A 17,915-nucleotide genomic window follows, 5' to 3' on the forward strand; every position below is an offset into this window, starting at 1 on the left:
CGGGACGGGGTGCGGGCGCCCGCTGCGACCGGGGCTCCCCCGCCCCGCGCTGGGCCGCGCGCTGCCCTGACGCGACGACCCGCAGCGGCGGGCGCCACGGCGCCAGCACCGACTCGTCGAACTCCACCACGGCCCGCGCCACACTGCCCACGACTACTCCTCCCGACCGTTCCGGCATCCCGGCTCGCACGTCGATCTGTCCGAACGCCTGTTCGAATCGAACGTCTGTGCGATGTCTACCGGACAGGTCCGACAGAAGCCACCCGACACGACAGAATCTTCGAACACCTGTTTGAAGAATCGCCCGATCGCCGCTACGGTTCTGGCGAGAAGACGAGCACGGCTGCACCGGCAGCTCGCGAGGAGGAGACGTGGCGGACACGAGCGGGACGTCGAAGAGCCGGCGCACACGTAGCGCGTCGACGGAGACGGACGGCGACGGCGGCACCGCGTCGGTGCGCTCCTTCCCCGACCGCAGCGCGGACGGCGACGGCCTGACGCAGCGGCAGCGCAGGGTGCTCGAGGTGATCCGCGACTCCATCGAACGCCGCGGCTACCCGCCCTCGGTCCGCGAGATCGGCGAGGCCGTCGGCCTGTCCTCCGCGTCGTCCGTGGCCCACCAGCTGTCGGTGCTCCAGAAGAAGGGCTGGCTGCGGCGCGATCCCAACCGGCCACGCGCGCTCGACGTCCGGCTCCCCGGCGACACCGCGCGCAGCGGCGCACCGCTCGGCGGACCGGCGACCGGCACCGACGAGCCGGCCGCGGCGCCCACGTACGTCCCGCTGGTCGGCCGGATCGCCGCCGGCGGGCCGGTTCTCGCCGAGCAGGCGGTGGAGGACGTCTTCCCTCTCCCCCGCGAACTCGTCGGCGAGGGAACCCTGTTCATGCTCAAGGTCGTCGGCGACTCGATGATCGAGGCGGCGATCTGCGACGGCGACTGGGTGGTCGTGCGCCAGCAGCCCACCGCGGAGAACGGCGAGATCGTCGCGGCCATGATCGACGGCGAGGCGACGGTCAAGACGTACAAGCGGCGCGACGGGCACGTGTGGCTGCTGCCGCACAACCCGGCGTTCGAGCCGATCCCCGGCGACGACGCCACGGTGCTCGGTCGCGTGGTCTCGGTGCTGCGCCGGGTCTGACCGCGGACTAGCGCCGGCGCAGCAGCAGGGCGCCTATCCAGATCACCGCGCCGGCCACGGCCGCGGCGATGACAGCCGTGCTGATCGTCGCCGCGGCCGAGTCGGTCAGCTCGGAGAGCGTGGGAACCGGCCCGCTCTCGTCCGTGTCGTCCGCGGCGGCAGAGCCGGCCGGAACGGAGTCGGTCGAGGCGGAGTCGTCCGGCACGGCCACCTCGACCACGTCGCTCGGCACCCCCTCGCTGGCGACGACGAGCCGGTCGCCGTCCGCGGTGAAGCTGATCGCCTCCCCCTGCGGTGACGGCGGCAGCGCCACCCGCACCGGCGTCCCGGCCAGCGCACCCACGACGTCGGAGCCGGTCAGCGGCCAGACGTACGCGTCGGTGTAGGTGCGCAGCGCCAGCGCCCGACCGTCCGGGGCGACCGCACCTCCCGTGATCAGCAGCTGGCCCGCGCGCCCGACCGGCCCGCCAGCAGTGCCCGTCAGGGTCATGTTGACGGTGGCCACCCGCTCCATCGGCACGGTTGCGTCGACGGACAGCGGGCCGCGGGGCCGGTACACACCGCTGGAGCCGAGGACCTCCTTGGTGACGATGTACGGAGTGCCGTCGGGGGCCAGGAGCAGCGCCTCGGCGTCGTGCGCACCGTCGGGATAGGTCAGCCGGTGGACCTCGGCGCTGTCGTCGGGGCGCAGGGCGATGAGGGCCACGGTCTCCCGCACCGAGTTGTTGTCGCCGATGTCGGCCAGCCACAGGGTTCCGTCGGCGCCCAGCGCGAGGTCCTCGGGGTCGTAGGGATCGACCGCGGCGGTCCGCGTCTCGACGACCCGGCAGTCGGTGTCGAGCAGGGAGACGCTCACCTGCTCGCCGCCGTCGTTCATGACGACCATCCGGACGCCGAGATCGACCAGGCCCGAGATCTCCGCCAGCGCGGGATCGGTGACCTGGCAGCGCACGAACGACTCGGGCGCCGGCGCGCCGGCCTCCTCCGCCGCCGCGCTCGGAGCGGCGACGAGCGGGACCGCGCACCCCAGCAGCAGCGCCGCGCCGAGCCGTGCGAACGCGAGGGGGCGCCGGACGCTAGGCGGGCTGTCGGCCTGCACGGGCACCGGCCCAGCGTGACAGGACCACGGCGTCGACCGCGTGGACCACGCCCAGCAGGAGCAGCCCGACGGCCGCTCCCACGACGGCGTCGGTGACCCAGTGGAAGTTCAGCGAGATCATCGACAGCCCCGTGACCACCGGGCCGACGACCGCCAACCACCAGAAGGTCCGCTGCACCCGCGCGGGCAGGCCGTAGGCGACCGCCTGCCAGCGGGCCACGCCCCACATGAGCACGGCGTTCGCCACGTGGCCGGAGGGGAACGACCGGCCGTCGTCGTGCCAGAAGTAGGAACCCGGGAACCGGGGCGCGGTCCGGCCGAGCCCGTGCTTGAGGGCGTACACGACCGCGGTGAGCAGCACGAGGGCCAGGAGCACGCGCAGGATCGGGAGCACCGTCCGCCGGGTCCAGGCGAGATAGCCGACCAGACCGGCCAGGACGACCAGGATCGTGACGCGTCCGCCGACCTGCGTGAGGACCCAGACGAGCGGATAGGCCGACGAGTCGGCCAGCCCCCACTCCTGGACCACGTCGGAGACGCGCAGGTCCAGGCGTTCGGTGATGCCGAGCGTGAGCAGATCGGCGGTGACCAGGCACCCGACGAGCAGGGCCAGGACCATCGCCCACCACGACGGCCGTCCGACCGGCATCCCGCGGGTCCTCTCCCCGGGGCCGGCGTCGCGCACCACGCCGCTCGTCACCGGCTCACCGTACCGGCCCGTGACCGGTCCGTGACCTGGACGAGCCGGAGCGGCGCGCGACGATCAGCCGACAGGTGCCGCGAACTCCTCCAGCGCTGCAGCCAGCGCGCCGTCGACCCGGGCGGTCAGCCGGGTGCCGGCGGCCTCGTGCTCCTCGGTGAGCACCTCGCCGTCCCGGTGGATGCGGTTGACCAGGTCGCCGCGGTCGTAGGGCACGAGCACGTCGACGTCGACGTCGGGGTGCGGCAGCCGCTCCGCGATCAGCTCGCGGAGCTGCTCGATGCCGTGCCCGGTCCGCGCCGACACCCAGACCGCGCCCGGCAGTGCCTGGCGCAGGGTGAGGATCGACTCCTCGTCCATCGCGTCGACCTTGTTGACGACGATCACCTCGGGCACCGCGGAGGCGTCGATCTCCTCCAGCACGACGTGCACCGCGCTGATCTGGCCGAGCGGATCGGGGTCGGAGCCGTCGACCACGTGCAGCAGCAGGTCCGCGGCGGCGACCTCCTCCAACGTCGAGCGGAACGCGTCCACCAGCTGGTGTGGCAGGTGCCGCACGAACCCGACCGTGTCGGTGAGCGTGAACTCCCGGCCGTCGGGGCCGGTGGCCCGGCGCACCGTCGGGTCGAGGGTGGCGAACAGGGCGTCCTCGACGAGCACCCCGGCGCCGGTCAGCCGGTTGAGCAGGCTCGACTTGCCGGCGTTGGTGTAGCCGGCGATCGCCACGCTCGGCGTCGCGTTGCGGTCGCGGCTGCCCCGCTGCGTGGCCCGGACCGTCGCCATCCCGGCGATCTCCCGCCGCAGCTTGCTCACCCGGGACCGGATGCGCCGCCGGTCGGTCTCGATCTTGGTCTCACCGGGGCCGCGGGTACCGATCCCGCCACCGCCGGCCACCCGGCCACCGGCCTGCCGTGACATCGACTCACCCCAGCCGCGCAGCCGGGGCAGCATGTACTGCATCTGCGCCAGCTCGACCTGGGCCTTGCCCTCCCGGCTGGTCGCGTGCTGGGCGAAGATGTCGAGGATCAGCGCGGTCCGGTCGACCACCTTGACCTTGAGCACCTTCTCCAGCTGGTTGAGCTGGCCCGGGGTCAGCTCGCCGTCGCAGATCACGGTGTCCGCGCCGGTCGCGGCGACGATGTCGCGGATCTCGGCGGCCTTGCCCGAACCGACGTACGTGGCGGCGTCGGGCTTGTCCCGCCGCTGGCTGACCGCCTCCAGCACCTGCGAGCCGGCGGTCTCGGCCAGGGCGGCGAGCTCGGCCAGCGAGCGGTCGGCGTCGGCCTGGGTGCCCTCGGTCCACACGCCGACGAGGACCACGCGCTCCAGGCGCAGCTGCCGGTACTCGACCTCGGTGACGTCGGCGAGCTCGGTGGACAGTCCCGCCACGCGGCGCAGTGCGCCGCGGGCCTCGAGGTCGTAGGAGCCGGTGGTGTCGTCGAGCTCGTCCCGGCGCGCCGCAGCGGTGGGGCGCGGCTGGTCGTCGAGCGGCGGGTGCTCGGGGGCGGTGGTCATCGGGTCCAGCGTGGCACGGCCGGTCGCGGCCGTCATGCGAGTTGTCATCCCCCCGTGCAACACCTCACGCCTCCGGATGCATCCCGAGGTACAGCGACCACGGCTCGGCCGCGGGGTCCTGCGGCCGCCGGGCGAACTCGTCGAGCAGCCCGTGCAGCCGGTCGCGGAACTCCTGCAGGTCGGCCGGAGCCAGCCGCAGGCCCAGGCGCGAGCTCGACAGCCGCTGCTCCCCCACGGCGGACACCTCCTCCAGGAAGGCCGCGAGCAGCGGGTCCCTGGCCGGTGGCGGCCGGTCGTCGAGGTCCATCAGCCAGCTCTTGCCGGTCGCCAGGTAGGGCACCTCGCGGGAGCCGCGGGTGCCCCGCCTGGGCGGCTGGGCGGCCAGGAAGCCGGTGTCGGCGAGGGTGCGCACGTGGTGCAGCACGGTGGCCGGGTTGCGCCCGAGCCGCTGGGCGAGCTCCTTGTTGGTCAGCGCCTCCGCGGAGCACAGCCGCAGGATCCGCAGCCGGACGGCGGAGGCCAGGGCGCGGGCCTCCGCGTCGGTGGCGCGGCGCCGCTCGCCCCGGATCCGCGGGCCGGCCTCCTCCGTCACGCAGCTCACCCTAGGCGACGCACGCTCAGTGATTGACTTTTCCCAATCACTACCTGGACGCTGCTCCGGTGACGACCGCGCACCCGAGCCTGTGGCGCCACCACGACTTCCGGCAGCTGTGGGCGGCGGAATCGGTGAGCCAGGTGGGCACGCAGATCACCCTGCTCGCCCTGCCCGTCCTGGCCGTCGGCGTGCTGCACGCGACACCGCTGGAGATGGGCGTCCTCGTCGCGCTGGAGACGGCCGCCTTCCTCGTGATCGGGCTGCCCGCCGGTGCGTGGGTGGACCGCTGGCGCCGCAAGCGGGTGCTCATGGTCAACGACCTGGTCCGGGCCGCGGCGCTGGCCTCGCTCCCGATCGCCCACCTCCTCGACCTGCTCGCGCTGCCGCAGCTGTTCGTGGTCGCCGCGGTCACCGGCACCGCCACCGTCTTCTTCGACGTGGCGTACCAGAGCTACCTGCCCACGCTGGTCGCCCGTGACCAGATCGTCGACGGCAACGGCAAGCTCGAGGCCAGCCGCGCGGTCGCCCAGGTCGCCGGCCCGGGCATCACCGGCGTCCTGCTGCGGTTCCTGGGCCCTCCCCTGCTCATCGCTGCGAACGCCGTCACCTTCCTGCTCTCGGCGTTCTTCATCACCCGGATCCGGCACGTCGACGAGGTGCCCGACCCCTCGACCCGGCGCGGGCTGCGTGCCGAGATCGCCGAGGGGCTCTCCTTCGTCCTCCGCCACCCGCTGCTCCGGCGGATCGTCGCGTGCACCGGCACCGCCAACCTCTTCACGTCCATGTCGGGCGCGCTGCTGGTGCTCTTCGCGCTGCGGACGCTGGGCATCGACGAGAGCGCCCTGGGCCTCGTGCTGTCCGCGGGTGCCGCGGGCGGGTTGGTCGGCGCGGTGACCGCGGCCCGCTTCGCCGCGCTCGTCGGCGAGGGCCGCGCCATCCCGCTCACCGCCCTGCTCATGCTGCCCTTCGCGGCGCTCACGCCGCTGGCCGCCGCCGTGGAGCCCGCCGAGCCGCTGCTCGTCCTCGGCATGTTCGGGTTCAGCTGGGCGGTCGTCGCCTACAACGTCGTCCAGGTCAGCTTCCGGCAGCGCCTGTGCCCGCCCGCGCTGCTGGGCCGGATGAACGCCTCGGTCCGCTTCCTCGTCTTCGGCACCATGCCGCTGGGCGGGCTGCTGGGCGGCGTCCTCGGCACCTGGATCGGCGTGCTGCCCACCCTCTGGGTCGGGGTGGCCGGGCAGGCGCTGGCCGTCGTCTGGGTCGTCACCGGTCCGCTGCTCGGCATGCGGGAGCTGCCCGACGAGTGGGACGCCGGTGCGGTCCCCACCCAGCTCCCGACGGCCGCCGGCTCCCACGGGTGACCGCCGTACCGGCCGGGTAGGGGCGGACGACGCACCACACGAGGAGGCCCCCCGATGAGCGACAGCGGATCCGGCAAGCTCGGCGCCTACGACGAACTCGACGACCCGGGCCGCGACCCGGCGGGGCTCGACCCGCCCCGCAACCCCTTCGGCGGCGCCGACCAGGACACCGGGCGCGGCGCCCCGCGCGGCACCGGCAACGTCGGGCCCGGCGACAAGCCCGAGGCCCCGACCGACGACCCGGAGAGCCGGGCCGACACCCCCGACCGGCCTTAGCTCAGGCCGCGAGCCACTCCCGGGCCAGGGCACCTGTCGACACCAGGACGGCCGGGCCGGTGAGCACCGTCGTCCGGGCGTCGATCCGCACCGACAGGCGGCCCCCGGGGACGTCGACGACGACGGTTCCCTCCCGGCGCCCCTCGGCGACGAGCGCGGCGTAGGCCGCGGCGCAGGCGCCCGTTCCGCAGGAGCGGGTCTCCCCCACGCCCCGCTCGAACACCCGCAGCCGGATGTGCGCGCCGGGCTCGAGGACGTTGATCAGCTCGACGTTCACGCCGTCGGGGAAGAGCTCCTCGTCGACCCGCGGCTTCGCGGTGAGGTCCAGCGTGTCGACGTCGACGTCGGTGAGCGCGGCGAGGTGCGGGTTGCCCATCGACACCGCGAGCCCCGGGAACGTGCGGCCGCCGAGCTCCGCGGCGCCCCGGCCGAACTCCCGCGCGGGACCCATGTCCACCCAGTAGCCGCCCTCGGGGGCGGCGCCCACCCGTCGGGGGCCGCCGCGGGTGCCGACCAGGAGCCCGTCGGTGCAGGCCGCGCGGTCGACGAGCCCCTCCTCGACCAGCGCGTGCAGGAACAGCCGGATGCCGTTGCCGCACATCTCGGCGTAGGACCCGTCGGCGTTGCGGTGGTCCATGAACCACTCGCAGGCGGCCAGGTCCGCGCCGAGGGCGGCCGCGGCATCGGGCACGTGCTCGGTGCGCACCAGCCGCAGGACGCCGTCGCCACCCAGACCGGCACGCCGGTCGCACAGCCGGCGCACCATGGCGGCGTCGAGCCGGTTCCCAGCCCACACCGAGCCGTCGGGGTCGGGCAGCACGACGAAGTCGTTCTCGGTGCCGTGCCCGATCAGGACGCGGGGGGTGGCGGTCACCGCCCGATCGTACGGTCGGCGATCACCGCCGCCGCCGCGTCGACCACGCCGGGGTCGGCCGCGTCCAGCCAGGTGGTGGCCGCGTCGCGGCGGAACCAGGAGCGCTGCCGGCGGACGAAGCGCCGCGTGCCGCTGACGGTGCGCTCGCGCGCCTCGGCCGCGGTGAGCGTTCCGTCGAACTGCGCCAGCACCTGGGCGTAGCCGAGCGCGCGCGACGCCGTCGGCCCCTCGCGCAGCCCGTCGTCGGCCAGCGCCGCCACCTCGTCGACGAAGCCCGCAGCCCACATCCGGTCGACCCGCTCGGCGATCCGCGCGTCGAGCTCGGCGGGTTCCCGGTCCAGGCCCAGCACCACCGCCGGGTAGTGCGGAGCCGGCTCCGGCAGCGTGGCGGCGAACGGGCGGCCGGTGATCTCGACGACCTCCAGCGCGCGCACGATCCGGCGGCCGTTGCTGGGGAGAACGGCCGCCGCGGCGGCCGGGTCGACCGCGGCCAGCCGGGCGTGCAGCACGCCGGGACCGACCGCGGCGAGCTCGTCGGTCAGACGGGCCCGCACGGCGGCGTCGGTACCCGGGAAGTCGAGCTCGTCGAGGACGGCGCGGACGTAGAGACCCGATCCACCGACCAGCAGCGGTACGACGCCGGCGGCCCGCAGCCGATCGATCTCCGCGCGAGCCTGCCGCCGGTACTCGGCCACCGACGCCGGCTCGCGTACGTGCCACAGGTCCAGGAGGTGGTGCGGCACGCCCTGGCGCTCGGCGAGGTCGGGCTTGGCGGTGCCGATGTCCATCCCGCGGTAGAGCTGCATCGAGTCGGCGTTCACCACCTCCCCGCCCAAGCGGTGGGCCAGCCCGACGGCGAGCGCGGTCTTGCCGGTGGCCGTGGGCCCCACGACCGCCACCACCGGGGGCGGTTCGCTCACGTGACGGCCCAGTCCGCCACCAGGTAGCCGACGCCGAACGGGGCGACGTCGGCGTGCAGCCGGGCGCTGATCTCCCGCCCGGCCAGGGCGGCGCCGACCGCGCGCCAGACCGGGACGCCCGCGGCGAGCAGCCGCTCCCCCTCCGCCGGGTCCAGCGCCGCGAGCGCTGCCGCATCGCCGGCGTCGAGCGCGGCCGCCACGTGCGCGTCGAACGGGGCGGCGGCGTCGTCGAGGTAACCCGGCGCCTTGACGCTGCGCCGCGCGGAGCCCTCGCCCATCGCGAGCACCCCGACCGGTCCGGGCAGCGACCGCAGCACCTCGGGGAGGTCGGCGGGGCCGACGCCCACCCGCGTCCCGGCGTACCCGGCCTCGTCCAGCAGCCAGGCGCCCAGCAGGTGCGGGAGCGGCACGCGTCGTCCGCCGGGCCGGGACCGGGAGCTGAACGGGAGCTCCAGCTCGACGCCGAAGCCGCGGAGGTCACCGGCGTCGCCGTCGCCGAACCCCACACCGGCCGGCGGGCCGGCGCCCACGACGACCACCACGTCGGTGTGGAACGCGAGCATGGCGGCCACCGCGTCCGCGCACGCCCGCCGCAGCGCGGCGGTGTCGGCGTCCGGTGCGCCCTCGACGGCGGGGAGCAGCAGGGGCGGGGCCGGGCAGAACGCGACGGTGACGCCGCCGGTCGTGGGCGAGGTGGTCGGTCCCCCACGGTCAGCGCTCACACCCTCAGTGTTCCCGATGCGACGTGGGACACTGCCGGGGTGTCGAGCACGGACCACCCCGTCGACGGGGCGCAGCAGGCCACTCCACCGGTTGTGGAGTCCCCCGACGCGGCGATCGCGGAGGCGGAGGCGACGACGGCAGCGGTGACGCCGGAGGCCGGTACCCCCGCCGCCCCGACGCCCGAGCAGGCGGCCCTCGCCGACCCGACCGGGGAACCGGCCGCCGACGAGACCGGCACCGCCCCGAGCCCGGCGCCCCTGGTCCCGGCGCCCGCCGTCCCGTCCCCCGCGGTCCCGTCCCCCGCCGCGCTCGCCCCCCAGGCCGAGCCGGTGGGCGACCCCACCCAGTGGGGCCGGGTCGACGAGGAGGGCAACGTCTACGTCCGCACCTCCGACGGCGAGCGGCTGGTCGGCTCGTGGCAGGCCGGTGAGCCGGTCGCCGGGCTGGCGCACTACGCCCGCCGGTTCGACGACCTCGCCACCGAGGTGTCGCTGCTGGAGGCGCGGCTCAAGGCGCACACGGGGAACCCGTCCGAGATCAAGACCAAGGCGCAGGCGCTGGCCGAGTCCATCCCGACCGCCGCCGCCGTCGGCGACCTCGAGGGCCTCGCCGCCCGCGCCCGCGCGATGGTCGACACCGCCGACTCGGCTGCCGCCGAGTTCCGGGCGGAGAAGGCCGCGGCCCGCGCCGCGCAGATCGCCCGCAAGGAGGCGCTCGCCGAGGAGGCGGAGAAGATCGCCGCCGAGTCGACCTCCTGGAAGGCCGCCGGCGACCGGCTCAAGGCGATCGTCGAGGAGTGGAAGACCATCCGCGGCATCGACCGCAGGACCGACGAGGCGCTGTGGTCGCGCTTCGCCGCCGCGCGGGACGCCTTCGGCCGCCGTCGCGGCGCCCACTTCGCACAGCTCGACGCCCAGAAGGGCGAGGCGCGGGCGGCCAAGCAGGAGCTCATCAAGGAGGCGCAGCGGCTCTCGACCTCCACCGAGTGGGGGCCGACCAGCGCGGCGATGCGCGGGCTCATGGAGCGCTGGAAGGAGATCCCCCGCATCGGCCGGGACGGCGACGACGACCTGTGGAAGCAGTTCCGCGCGGCGCAGGACGTCTTCTTCGCCGCCCGCACCGAGTCGGACAAGGCGCGCAGCAGCGAGGAGCAGGCCAACCAGAAGCTCAAGGAGGAGCTGCTGGTCGAGGCGGAGAAGCTCGACCCGGCCAAGGACCTCCGCGGCGCGCAGAACGCGCTGCGCAAGATCCAAGAGCGCTACGACGCCATCGGGCACGTGCCGCGCGGGGCCATGCGGCAGCTCGAGGACCGGATGCAGGCCGTGGAGCAGAAGGTGCGCGGCGCCGCCGACGCCGGTCGGATCCGCACCGCGCCGGAGAACCCGATGGTCACCTCCATGCGGGCCGCCGTCACCAAGGCCGAGGAGCAGCTGGCCAAGGCCGAGGCAGCCGGCGACCAGCGGCGCATCGACGAGGCGAAGGCCAACCTGGCCACCCGACAGGAATGGCTGGCCGAGGCGGAGAAGTCCGCCCGCCGCTAGCAGCTCGGAGCAGGAGCGAGCGGCTCGGGGACGCCGATGCGCGGCATCCCCAGCGAGACGCCCGGGGTGGTCGGGCGGGTGCCCGCCTCGCTCGCGTCGCCCGCCCGCGTCCGCCGGTGGGAGAGCAGCGCGCCGTCGGCGACCAGGAAGTGCGGCTTGGCGTCGGTCACGACGGTCTCGACGACGTCGCCGGGCCGGACGCCGTCGACAGCCGTGAAGTGCACCAGCCGGCCGTCCCGCGCCCGGCCGGAGAGCCGACCGGTGGCGGCGTCCTTGCTCCCCTCCCCGGCGGCGACGAGCAGCTCGACGGTCCGGCCGAGCTGCGCCCGGTTCTCCGCCCAGCTGATCTCCTCCTGCAGCGCGGTCAGCCGCAGGTAGCGCTCCTGGACGACCTCCTTGGGCAGCTGGTCGTCCATCTCGGCCGCCGGCGTCCCGGGGCGCTTGGAGTACTGGAAGGTGAAGGCGCTGGCGAACCGCGCCTGCCGCACGACCTCGAGGGTCTGCTCGAAGTCGGCCTCGGTCTCGCCGGGGAAGCCCACGATGATGTCGGTGGTGATCGCGGCGTCGGGCATGGCGTCCCGGACGCGGTCGATGATCCCGAGGTAGCGCTCCTGCCGGTAGCCACGGCGCATCCGGCGCAGGACCTCGTCCGAGCCGCTCTGCAGCGGCATGTGCAACTGGTGGCAGACCGCGGGCGTCTCGGCCATCGCCTCGATCACGTCGTCGGTGAACTCTCGCGGGTGCGGGCTGGTGAAGCGGATCCGCTCCAGGCCGTCGATCCGGCCGGCCGAGCGGAGCAGGTCGGCGAACGCGCCCCGCTCCCGGAACTCCACGCCGTAGGCGTTGACGTTCTGCCCGAGCAGGGTCACCTCGAGGACGCCCTGGTCCACCAGCGCCTGCACCTCGGCCAGGATCTCGCCGGGACGGCGGTCCTTCTCCTTGCCGCGCAGCGCCGGGACGATGCAGAACGTGCAGGTGTTGTTGCAGCCGACGCTGATCGAGACCCAGCCGGAGTAGGCGGAGTCCCGCTTCGCCGGCAGCGTCGACGGGAAGACCTCGAGGGACTCCACGATCTCCACCTGCGCCTCGGCGTTGTGCCGCGCGCGGTCCAGCAACGCCGGGAGCGACCCCACGTTGTGCGTGCCGAAGACGACGTCGACCCACGGGGCGCGGCGCACGATCTCGCCGCGGTCCTTCTGCGCCAGGCACCCGCCGACGGCGATCTGCATGCCGGGACGGGCCGCCTTCACCGGCCGGAGGTGGCCGAGGTTGCCGTAGAGGCGGTTGTCGGCGTTCTCCCGGACCGCGCAGGTGTTGAGGACGACGACGTCGGCGTCGCCGTCCTCCGGCGCGGCGGTGTACCCGGCCTCCTCGAGCAGGCCGGACAGCCGCTCGGAGTCGTGCACGTTCATCTGGCACCCGTAGGTGCGCACCCGGTAGGTGCGCGCGGTGCTCTCGGCGGGGCTCTCCATGACAGACCGAGGGTACGGCCCCGCCCGCGGCTTCCTGGCCGACCACCGTTGCCCCGGACGGGCGAACGATCGCCCTTCGTTACGTCTTCGTGATGACGCTGTTCCTTCACCGCGTCCGATGACCCCTAGGGTCCCCAGGGTGACCAGCCGTCCGAACGGAGAACCGCTCGTACGCCTGTCCGGCGTCAACAAGTGGTTCGGCGAACTGCACGTCCTGCAGGACATCGACCTGACCATCGACCGGGGCGAGGTCGTGGTGGTGATCGGCCCCTCGGGGTCGGGCAAGTCGACCCTGTGCCGCACGATCAACCGACTCGAGGGCATCGAGAAGGGCGAGATCACCATCGACGGCCGGCGGCTGCCCGAGGAGGGCAAGGAGCTGGCGAAGCTGCGCAGCGACGTCGGCATGGTCTTCCAGAGCTTCAACCTGTTCGCGCACAAGACGATCCTCGAGAACGTCACCCTCGGCCCGATGAAGGTGCGCAAGCTGGCGAAGGCCGACGCCGAGAAGCGGGCCCGCGAACTGCTCGAGCGGGTGGGCGTCACCGCCCAGGCCGACAAGTACCCCGCTCAGCTCTCCGGTGGCCAGCAGCAGCGCGTGGCGATCGCCCGGGCGCTGGCCATGGAACCCAAGGTGATGCTCTTCGACGAGCCCACCTCCGCCCTGGACCCGGAGATGATCAACGAGGTCCTCGACGTCATGACGTCGCTGGCCCGGGACGGCATGACCATGGTCGTCGTCACCCACGAGATGGGCTTCGCGCGCAAGGCGGCCAACCGCGTGGTGTTCATGGACGGCGGCCGCATCGTCGAGACCGGCGTGCCGGAGACCTTCTTCACCGCGCCCACGTCGGACCGCGCCAAGGACTTCCTGTCCAAGATCCTCACCCACTGATCCGACCGACCGAGAGGAAATCCCATGAGCTTCCGTCGCGGCACCCTCGCCGCCACCTTCACCGTCGCCGCCCTCGTCCTGTCCGCCTGCGGTGGCGACGACAACGACACCCCTGAGCCGGATGTCGCCGACGCCCCCGAGTTCGAGGAGGGCACGACGATGGCCCGGCTCGCGGAGGCCGGCACCATCCGGGTCGGCACCAAGTTCGACCAGCCCGGGTTCGGCCTGGAGAACCTGGAGGGCGAGCTCGAGGGCTTCGACGTCGAGGTGGCCAAGATCATCGCCGGCGCGCTGGGCATCGCCCCGGAGGACATCGAGTGGGTCGAGGCGCCCTCGGCGGTGCGCGAGGAGGTCCTCGAGAACGACGACGTCGACATGGTCGTGGCGACCTACACGATCAACGACGCCCGCAAGGAGCGGATCTCGTTCGCCGGCCCGTACTACGAGGCCGGCCAGCAGATCATGGTCGCCGAGGACGACGACACGATCACCGGCCCCGAGTCGTTCACCGAGAACCCGGACGCGACGGTCTGCACGGTCACCGGCTCCACCCCCTCGGAGCAGATCCGCGAGTACCTGGCCGACCCCGGGCAGCTGGTGCTCTTCGACGAGTACTCGCAGTGCGCCGACGCGCTGCGCAACGGCCAGGTGGACGCGGTGACCACGGACAACGTCATCCTGCTCGGCTTCGTGGCGGAGTCCGACGGCGCCTTCAAGCTGGTCGGCGAGCAGTTCACCGAGGAGCCGTACGGCATCGGCATCACCAAGGGCGACGTCGAGTTCTGCGAGTTCATCAACGAGACGCTGCGCGACAACGAGGACGCCTACGAGGAGGCCTGGGCGGCCACCGCGGGGCAGGTCGAGGGCACCGAGACCCCGAAGCTGCCCGAGTTCGACGCCTGCGCCTGACCGATTGAGCGGTCCGCGACCGGCCGGCCACGCCGGCCGGTCGCGGCCCCACCGTCCCCACCGTCCAGCAGAGCCCCGAGGGAGAGCACGTGGGCCCGGTCCTCGACAACCTCGATCTGTTCTTCGAGGGCTTCCTGACGTCGCTGAGCATCATCCTGTGGGCGCTCCTGGGATCACTCGTGCTCGGCATCGCCATCGCCGCCTGCCGCGTGTCCCCCATTCCGCCCCTGCGGGCCTTCGGGTTGTTCTGGGTCACGACCTTCCGCAACACCCCGCTGTCGGTGGTGCTCTTCGCCACCGCCTTCGGCCTGCCCGAGATCGGGATCAACAGGTCGTTCTTCTTCTTCGGCGTGCTCGGGCTGGTCCTCTACACCTCGGCCTTCGTCTGCGAGGCGGTGCGCTCGGGGATCAACTCGGTGCCCGCCGGCCAAGCGGAGGCGGCGCGCTCGATCGGCCTCAAGTTCGGCCAGAGCCTGCGCTACGTCGTCCTCCCCCAGGCGCTGCGCACCGTGGTCCCGCCGCTGGGCAGCGTGATCATCGCGATGTTCAAGAACTCCGCCGTCGTCGGCGCCTTCGGGGTCGGCGGAGACCTGTGGAGCACCGGCCAGACGCTGGTCAGCGCGCGCGGGCTGGAGACCCTGCCGATCTTCACCGGCGTGGCCATCGGCTTCCTGGTGATCACCCTGCCCGCAGGGGCCATCCTGCAGATCATCGAGCGGAAGGTGGCGATCGCCCGATGAGCCAGCAGGAGACCGTCCTCTACGACGCGCAGGGCCCCAAGGGCCGACGGCGCACCGCGATCGGGACGGTCCTCGCCGTCCTCGTCCTGCTCTACCTCGCCTACCTCGTCGTGCGGCGCCTCGCCGACCAGGACCAGTTCTCCATGGAGAAGTGGGGCCCGTGGATCGATCCGTCCGATCCGTCCTTCGACGCGGTCTGGCGACTGGTCCGGGTGGGCATCGTGAACACCATCAAGGCCGCCGCGGTGGCCATGGTGCTGTCGGTCGTCCTCGGCACGCTCATCGCGGTCGCCCGCATCTCCCTGGGCCGCATCGGGCGACTGCCCCTGGTCGGGCTCGTCGAACTGTTCCGCGGACTGCCCGTCGTCATCCTCATCTACTTCGGCGTCCGGGTGCTCCCCACCGTGGGCGTGGACATGCGCGACTGGCCGGGCGGCCAGGTGTTCTGGGGACTCATCCTCGGGCTGACCGCCTACAACATGGTGATCTTCGCCGAGATCGTCCGTGCCGGGCTCGCCTCCCTCCCTCGCGGGCAGCGGGAGGCGGCGCTGGCCGCCGGGCTCACGAACGCCCAGGCGATGCGGTACGTGCTGCTGCCCCAGGCGTTCCGCACCATGCTGCCGGCGATCATCAGCCAGCTGGTGGTCGTGCTGAAGGACACCTCGCTGGTCACCTTCATCGCGAACTACCCGGAGCTGCTGAGCCAGGGGCAGCGCATCCAGCGCAACCTGTCCAACCCGATCCAGACGTTCATCTTCATCGCGCTGCTGTTCATCGCGATCAACTACGCCCTGAGCCGGCTGGCGACCTACATCGAGGCCCGGCAAGGACGGAAGTCCGCCGCGGTGGCCGAGGTGACCGACGCGGGCGGGAACGTGCCCGTGGGAGGCGGCGCATGACCCCGCTGCGGGTCGAAATCCGCTAGGCACGTCCCCGGCGGTGCGCCAGCGTGGGCCGTCGTCCTCCCCGCCCAGGTCAAGCTCCCCGCGCTGCCGTCCGATGGAGAAGAGGACTCGCTCACCGACGAGAGGGACATGGATCGTGACCGCTTCGCCCTCCGGCGTCCTGGTGGAGCAGCCGCCCTCCGCGGTCGCGACTCCCCGCCCGGGAACGGTCCCCACCACCCGCGTCCCGTCCCGTCCCCGGTGGTGGGTGGAGGTCGCCCTCATCGGCCTGCTGTACGGCGTCTACTCCCTGGTCCGCAACAGCGTCGGTGACGTCGTCGGCCGCGCCTACCGCAACGGCCGGGAGATCCTGGCGCTCGAGGACACCTGGGGTCTGGCCGTGGAACGCGGGCTCAACGAGTGGGTGCACGGCATCGACGTGCTCTCCGCCGCGGTGGCCCTGCACTACGCGACGCTGCACTTCCTGGTCACGCCGGCCGTGCTGGCCTGGCTCTTCTTCCGGCGGCCGGCTCGCTACCGGATGGTCAGCGGCATCCTCATGCTCACCACCGCGCTGGCGCTCATCGGCTTCTACTGGCTGCCCACCGCACCGCCCCGGCTGCTCCGCGACGAAGGCTTCGTGGACGTGATGAGCCAGACCTCGACCTGGGGGTGGTGGCCGGAGTCGGGGACGCCGGGCTCGGACGCGATCTCCAACCAGTTCGCCGCGATGCCCTCGCTGCACTGCGCGTGGGCGGTCTGGTGCGGCCTGGTGCTGCTGTTCCTGGCCCGCCGCACCTGGGTGCGCGTCGTCGGGGTGGCCTACCCGCTGAGCACCTTCTTCGTCGTCATGGGCTCCGGCAACCACTACCTGCTCGACGTCCTGGCCGGCCTCGTCGTGCTGGCCGCGGGCGCCGCGGCCGTGCTCGTGATCCGCTCCACCGTGGTCCGCTGGCCCGAGCAGCGGACGGCCGCACGGGCTGACGACGGCGCGCTACCCGTCGCAGCCTGACCGGCGAGCAGGCGTCCCGCGGCCTGACCGACCTCGCCTGTCTCAGTCGTCCCACGGTCGGCGCGTCCCCCGACACGCCGGGGGTGCGCCTCGCGAGACTGGCCGCACCATGGAGACCATCCACGCCGGCCGGCGCCGCAGCCTTCCTCCCGTTCCGCGCACCGCCATCGACACGACGATGTCGATCGAGACCGTCGCCAGCGCCGGCGCGCTCGCCCTGGCCATCGCCACCCCTGACTCCTCGGTGGACCCGGCTCAGCGGTTCGTCGCCCGGCTCCGCCGCGCGGCGACCGACTTCGCCGCCGCGGCCGGGGCGGAGTCCGCGGTCGTCCGCGAGGCGGTGCCCCCCGCGCGGCACCGCCGGTCGCGCTGCCGGGTGGTGCTGCGCCACGCCGACGCGAGCGAGATCGACGTGACCTTCCTGGGTCCGGCCGGCAGCCCGGCCGGGGACGCGCACCTGGACGTCGACGCCGACATCGCCCGGTGGCTGGCCCAGGGCCAGCCGCGCGACGGCGCCTGGCTGGTGCCCGACGACGACGCACCCGGCGGGGTCGCCGTCGACCTGACCGTCTGGCGCGCCGCGGGCTGACCGCCCCGGAGCCCCCCTACCCCACCGCCTTCCGCGACGCGCCCCACCCCCCGGTTTCCCAACCGGTCGCGATGGGCCACGATGGACGGGGCGCTCACGGTTGCCGAGCGCACCCAGTGGCCGAGGTCCGGGGGCGAAATGTCCGACAGCTGTACCGACGACAGGCGGACGCCCGCCCTTACGCACGAGGGAGGCGTCGTATGACCGCCATCGCCCCCCAGCCGATCGTCAGCCGGCCGAGCCCGGCCCAGATGCCGAGCAAGGGTTCGCGGCTGTCGAACCTGCTGCGGACCACGGACCACAAGACCATCGGCCTGATGTACATGACGGCCTCGTTCGGCTTCTTCATCCTGGGTGGCCTGATGGCCATGCTGATCCGGGCGGAGCTGGGGCGGCCGGGGCTGCAGTTCTTGTCGCCGGAGCAGTACAACCAGCTGTTCACGATGCACGGCACGTTGATGCTGCTGATGTTCGCGACGCCGTTGTTCTTCGCGTTCGGCAACCTGATCATGCCGATCCAGATCGGTGCGCCGGATGTGGCGTTCCCGCGGCTGAACGCGTTGTCGTTCTGGTTGTTCCTGTTCGGGTCGCTGATCGTGGTGTCCAGCCTGCTGACCCCGGGTGGGGCGCCGGACTTCGGCTGGACGGCGTACGCGCCGTTGTCGAACATCGAG

The 17,915-nt window shown here is 73.3% G+C and carries 19 protein-coding genes; 11 read left to right on the top strand and 8 right to left on the bottom strand.

Features of this window, described 5'->3' with window-relative positions; translation table 11 throughout:
- The first annotated feature begins 371 nt into the window (after positions 1 to 371).
- Positions 372 to 1,139 carry a transcriptional repressor LexA gene (lexA, locus tag A6V29_RS00740; protein WP_137158506.1) on the top strand — a complete coding sequence of 256 codons (768 nt, stop codon included), beginning with the start codon at positions 372 to 374 and terminating at the stop codon, positions 1,137 to 1,139.
- A 7-nt stretch (positions 1,140 to 1,146) separates the two neighbouring features.
- On the opposite strand, the gene A6V29_RS00745 is transcribed toward lexA, so the two are convergent.
- The 4 genes from A6V29_RS00745 to A6V29_RS00760 form a co-directional block, all read right to left on the bottom strand.
- Positions 1,147 to 2,244, bottom strand: coding sequence for a hypothetical protein (locus tag A6V29_RS00745; protein WP_249932899.1), 1,098 nt, complete (start codon positions 2,242 to 2,244; stop codon positions 1,147 to 1,149).
- On the bottom strand, positions 2,216 to 2,938 hold the full coding sequence (locus A6V29_RS00750) for a phosphatase PAP2 family protein (protein ID WP_249932900.1): 723 nt from the start codon (positions 2,936 to 2,938) through the stop codon (positions 2,216 to 2,218). Before A6V29_RS00750 ends, A6V29_RS00745 begins: the two co-directional genes overlap by 29 nt.
- Positions 2,939 to 3,001: 63 nt before the next feature.
- Positions 3,002 to 4,453, bottom strand: a complete 1,452-nt coding sequence (hflX, locus tag A6V29_RS00755) for a GTPase HflX (RefSeq protein WP_170977636.1) — start codon at positions 4,451 to 4,453, stop codon at positions 3,002 to 3,004.
- A gap of 64 nt (positions 4,454 to 4,517) precedes the next feature.
- Entirely contained in the window at positions 4,518 to 5,045 is a 528-nt protein-coding gene (locus A6V29_RS00760; RefSeq protein ID WP_212718898.1) for an ArsR/SmtB family transcription factor, read from the bottom strand.
- A 68-nt stretch (positions 5,046 to 5,113) separates the two neighbouring features.
- Between A6V29_RS00760 and A6V29_RS00765 the strand changes: the two genes are divergently transcribed.
- Positions 5,114 to 6,406 carry an MFS transporter gene (locus tag A6V29_RS00765; RefSeq protein ID WP_137158508.1) on the top strand — a complete coding sequence of 431 codons (1,293 nt, stop codon included), beginning with the start codon at positions 5,114 to 5,116 and terminating at the stop codon, positions 6,404 to 6,406.
- Between the two features lie 54 nt (positions 6,407 to 6,460).
- The gene (locus A6V29_RS00770; RefSeq protein ID WP_137158509.1) at positions 6,461 to 6,682 is read left to right on the top strand and encodes a hypothetical protein; all 222 of its coding nucleotides are present in this window, start codon (positions 6,461 to 6,463) and stop codon (positions 6,680 to 6,682) included.
- Position 6,683: 1 nt separating this feature from the next.
- Here the strand turns inward: A6V29_RS00770 and dapF are convergent, their stop codons facing one another.
- Genes dapF through A6V29_RS00785 form a run of 3 tightly spaced genes read right to left on the bottom strand, consistent with a single transcriptional unit; the run spans position 6,684 to position 9,198 of the window.
- Positions 6,684 to 7,556, bottom strand: a complete 873-nt coding sequence (gene dapF, locus A6V29_RS00775; RefSeq protein WP_137158510.1) for a diaminopimelate epimerase — start codon at positions 7,554 to 7,556, stop codon at positions 6,684 to 6,686.
- Positions 7,553 to 8,476 carry a tRNA (adenosine(37)-N6)-dimethylallyltransferase MiaA gene (gene miaA / locus A6V29_RS00780; protein ID WP_170977637.1) on the bottom strand — a complete coding sequence of 308 codons (924 nt, stop codon included), beginning with the start codon at positions 8,474 to 8,476 and terminating at the stop codon, positions 7,553 to 7,555. Before miaA ends, dapF begins: the two co-directional genes overlap by 4 nt.
- Entirely contained in the window at positions 8,473 to 9,198 is a 726-nt protein-coding gene (locus A6V29_RS00785) for a class III extradiol ring-cleavage dioxygenase family protein (protein ID WP_137158512.1), read from the bottom strand. The genes miaA and A6V29_RS00785 overlap by 4 nt, the downstream gene beginning before the upstream one ends.
- A 39-nt stretch (positions 9,199 to 9,237) precedes the next feature.
- Between A6V29_RS00785 and A6V29_RS00790 the strand changes: the two genes are divergently transcribed.
- Positions 9,238 to 10,740 carry a DUF349 domain-containing protein gene (locus A6V29_RS00790; protein WP_137158513.1) on the top strand — a complete coding sequence of 501 codons (1,503 nt, stop codon included), beginning with the start codon at positions 9,238 to 9,240 and terminating at the stop codon, positions 10,738 to 10,740.
- Here the strand turns inward: A6V29_RS00790 and miaB are convergent.
- On the bottom strand, positions 10,737 to 12,212 hold the full coding sequence (gene miaB / locus A6V29_RS00795) for a tRNA (N6-isopentenyl adenosine(37)-C2)-methylthiotransferase MiaB (protein ID WP_137158514.1): 1,476 nt from the start codon (positions 12,210 to 12,212) through the stop codon (positions 10,737 to 10,739). The genes A6V29_RS00790 and miaB overlap by 4 nt on opposite strands.
- A 139-nt stretch (positions 12,213 to 12,351) precedes the next feature.
- Here miaB and A6V29_RS00800 point away from each other — a divergent pair, with 139 nt between their 5' ends.
- The 7 genes from A6V29_RS00800 to A6V29_RS00830 all read left to right on the top strand — a co-directional run.
- Entirely contained in the window at positions 12,352 to 13,107 is a 756-nt protein-coding gene (locus A6V29_RS00800) for an amino acid ABC transporter ATP-binding protein (protein ID WP_502700043.1), read from the top strand.
- Between the two features lie 24 nt (positions 13,108 to 13,131).
- Positions 13,132 to 14,016 (top strand): glutamate ABC transporter substrate-binding protein, encoded by an 885-nt coding sequence (locus A6V29_RS00805; RefSeq protein WP_137158516.1) that lies wholly within the window; start codon positions 13,132 to 13,134, stop codon positions 14,014 to 14,016.
- Between the two features lie 89 nt (positions 14,017 to 14,105).
- Positions 14,106 to 14,756: an amino acid ABC transporter permease gene (locus A6V29_RS00810; protein ID WP_137158517.1), complete on the top strand. Its 651-nt coding sequence runs from the start codon at positions 14,106 to 14,108 to the stop codon at positions 14,754 to 14,756.
- The gene (locus A6V29_RS00815; protein WP_137158518.1) at positions 14,753 to 15,655 is read left to right on the top strand and encodes an amino acid ABC transporter permease; all 903 of its coding nucleotides are present in this window, start codon (positions 14,753 to 14,755) and stop codon (positions 15,653 to 15,655) included. Before A6V29_RS00810 ends, A6V29_RS00815 begins: the two co-directional genes overlap by 4 nt.
- A 142-nt stretch (positions 15,656 to 15,797) precedes the next feature.
- Positions 15,798 to 16,652, top strand: a complete 855-nt coding sequence (locus tag A6V29_RS00820; protein WP_212718900.1) for a phosphatase PAP2 family protein — start codon at positions 15,798 to 15,800, stop codon at positions 16,650 to 16,652.
- A gap of 109 nt (positions 16,653 to 16,761) precedes the next feature.
- Positions 16,762 to 17,241: a hypothetical protein gene (locus A6V29_RS00825; RefSeq protein WP_137158520.1), complete on the top strand. Its 480-nt coding sequence runs from the start codon at positions 16,762 to 16,764 to the stop codon at positions 17,239 to 17,241.
- Between the two features lie 200 nt (positions 17,242 to 17,441).
- On the top strand, positions 17,442 to 17,915 hold a 474-nt coding region (locus tag A6V29_RS00830; protein WP_170977638.1), incomplete at its 3' end, for a cbb3-type cytochrome c oxidase subunit I.

This window comes from Blastococcus sp. CCUG 61487, from assembly GCF_005222955.1.
Lineage (GTDB): Bacteria > Actinomycetota > Actinomycetes > Mycobacteriales > Geodermatophilaceae > Blastococcus.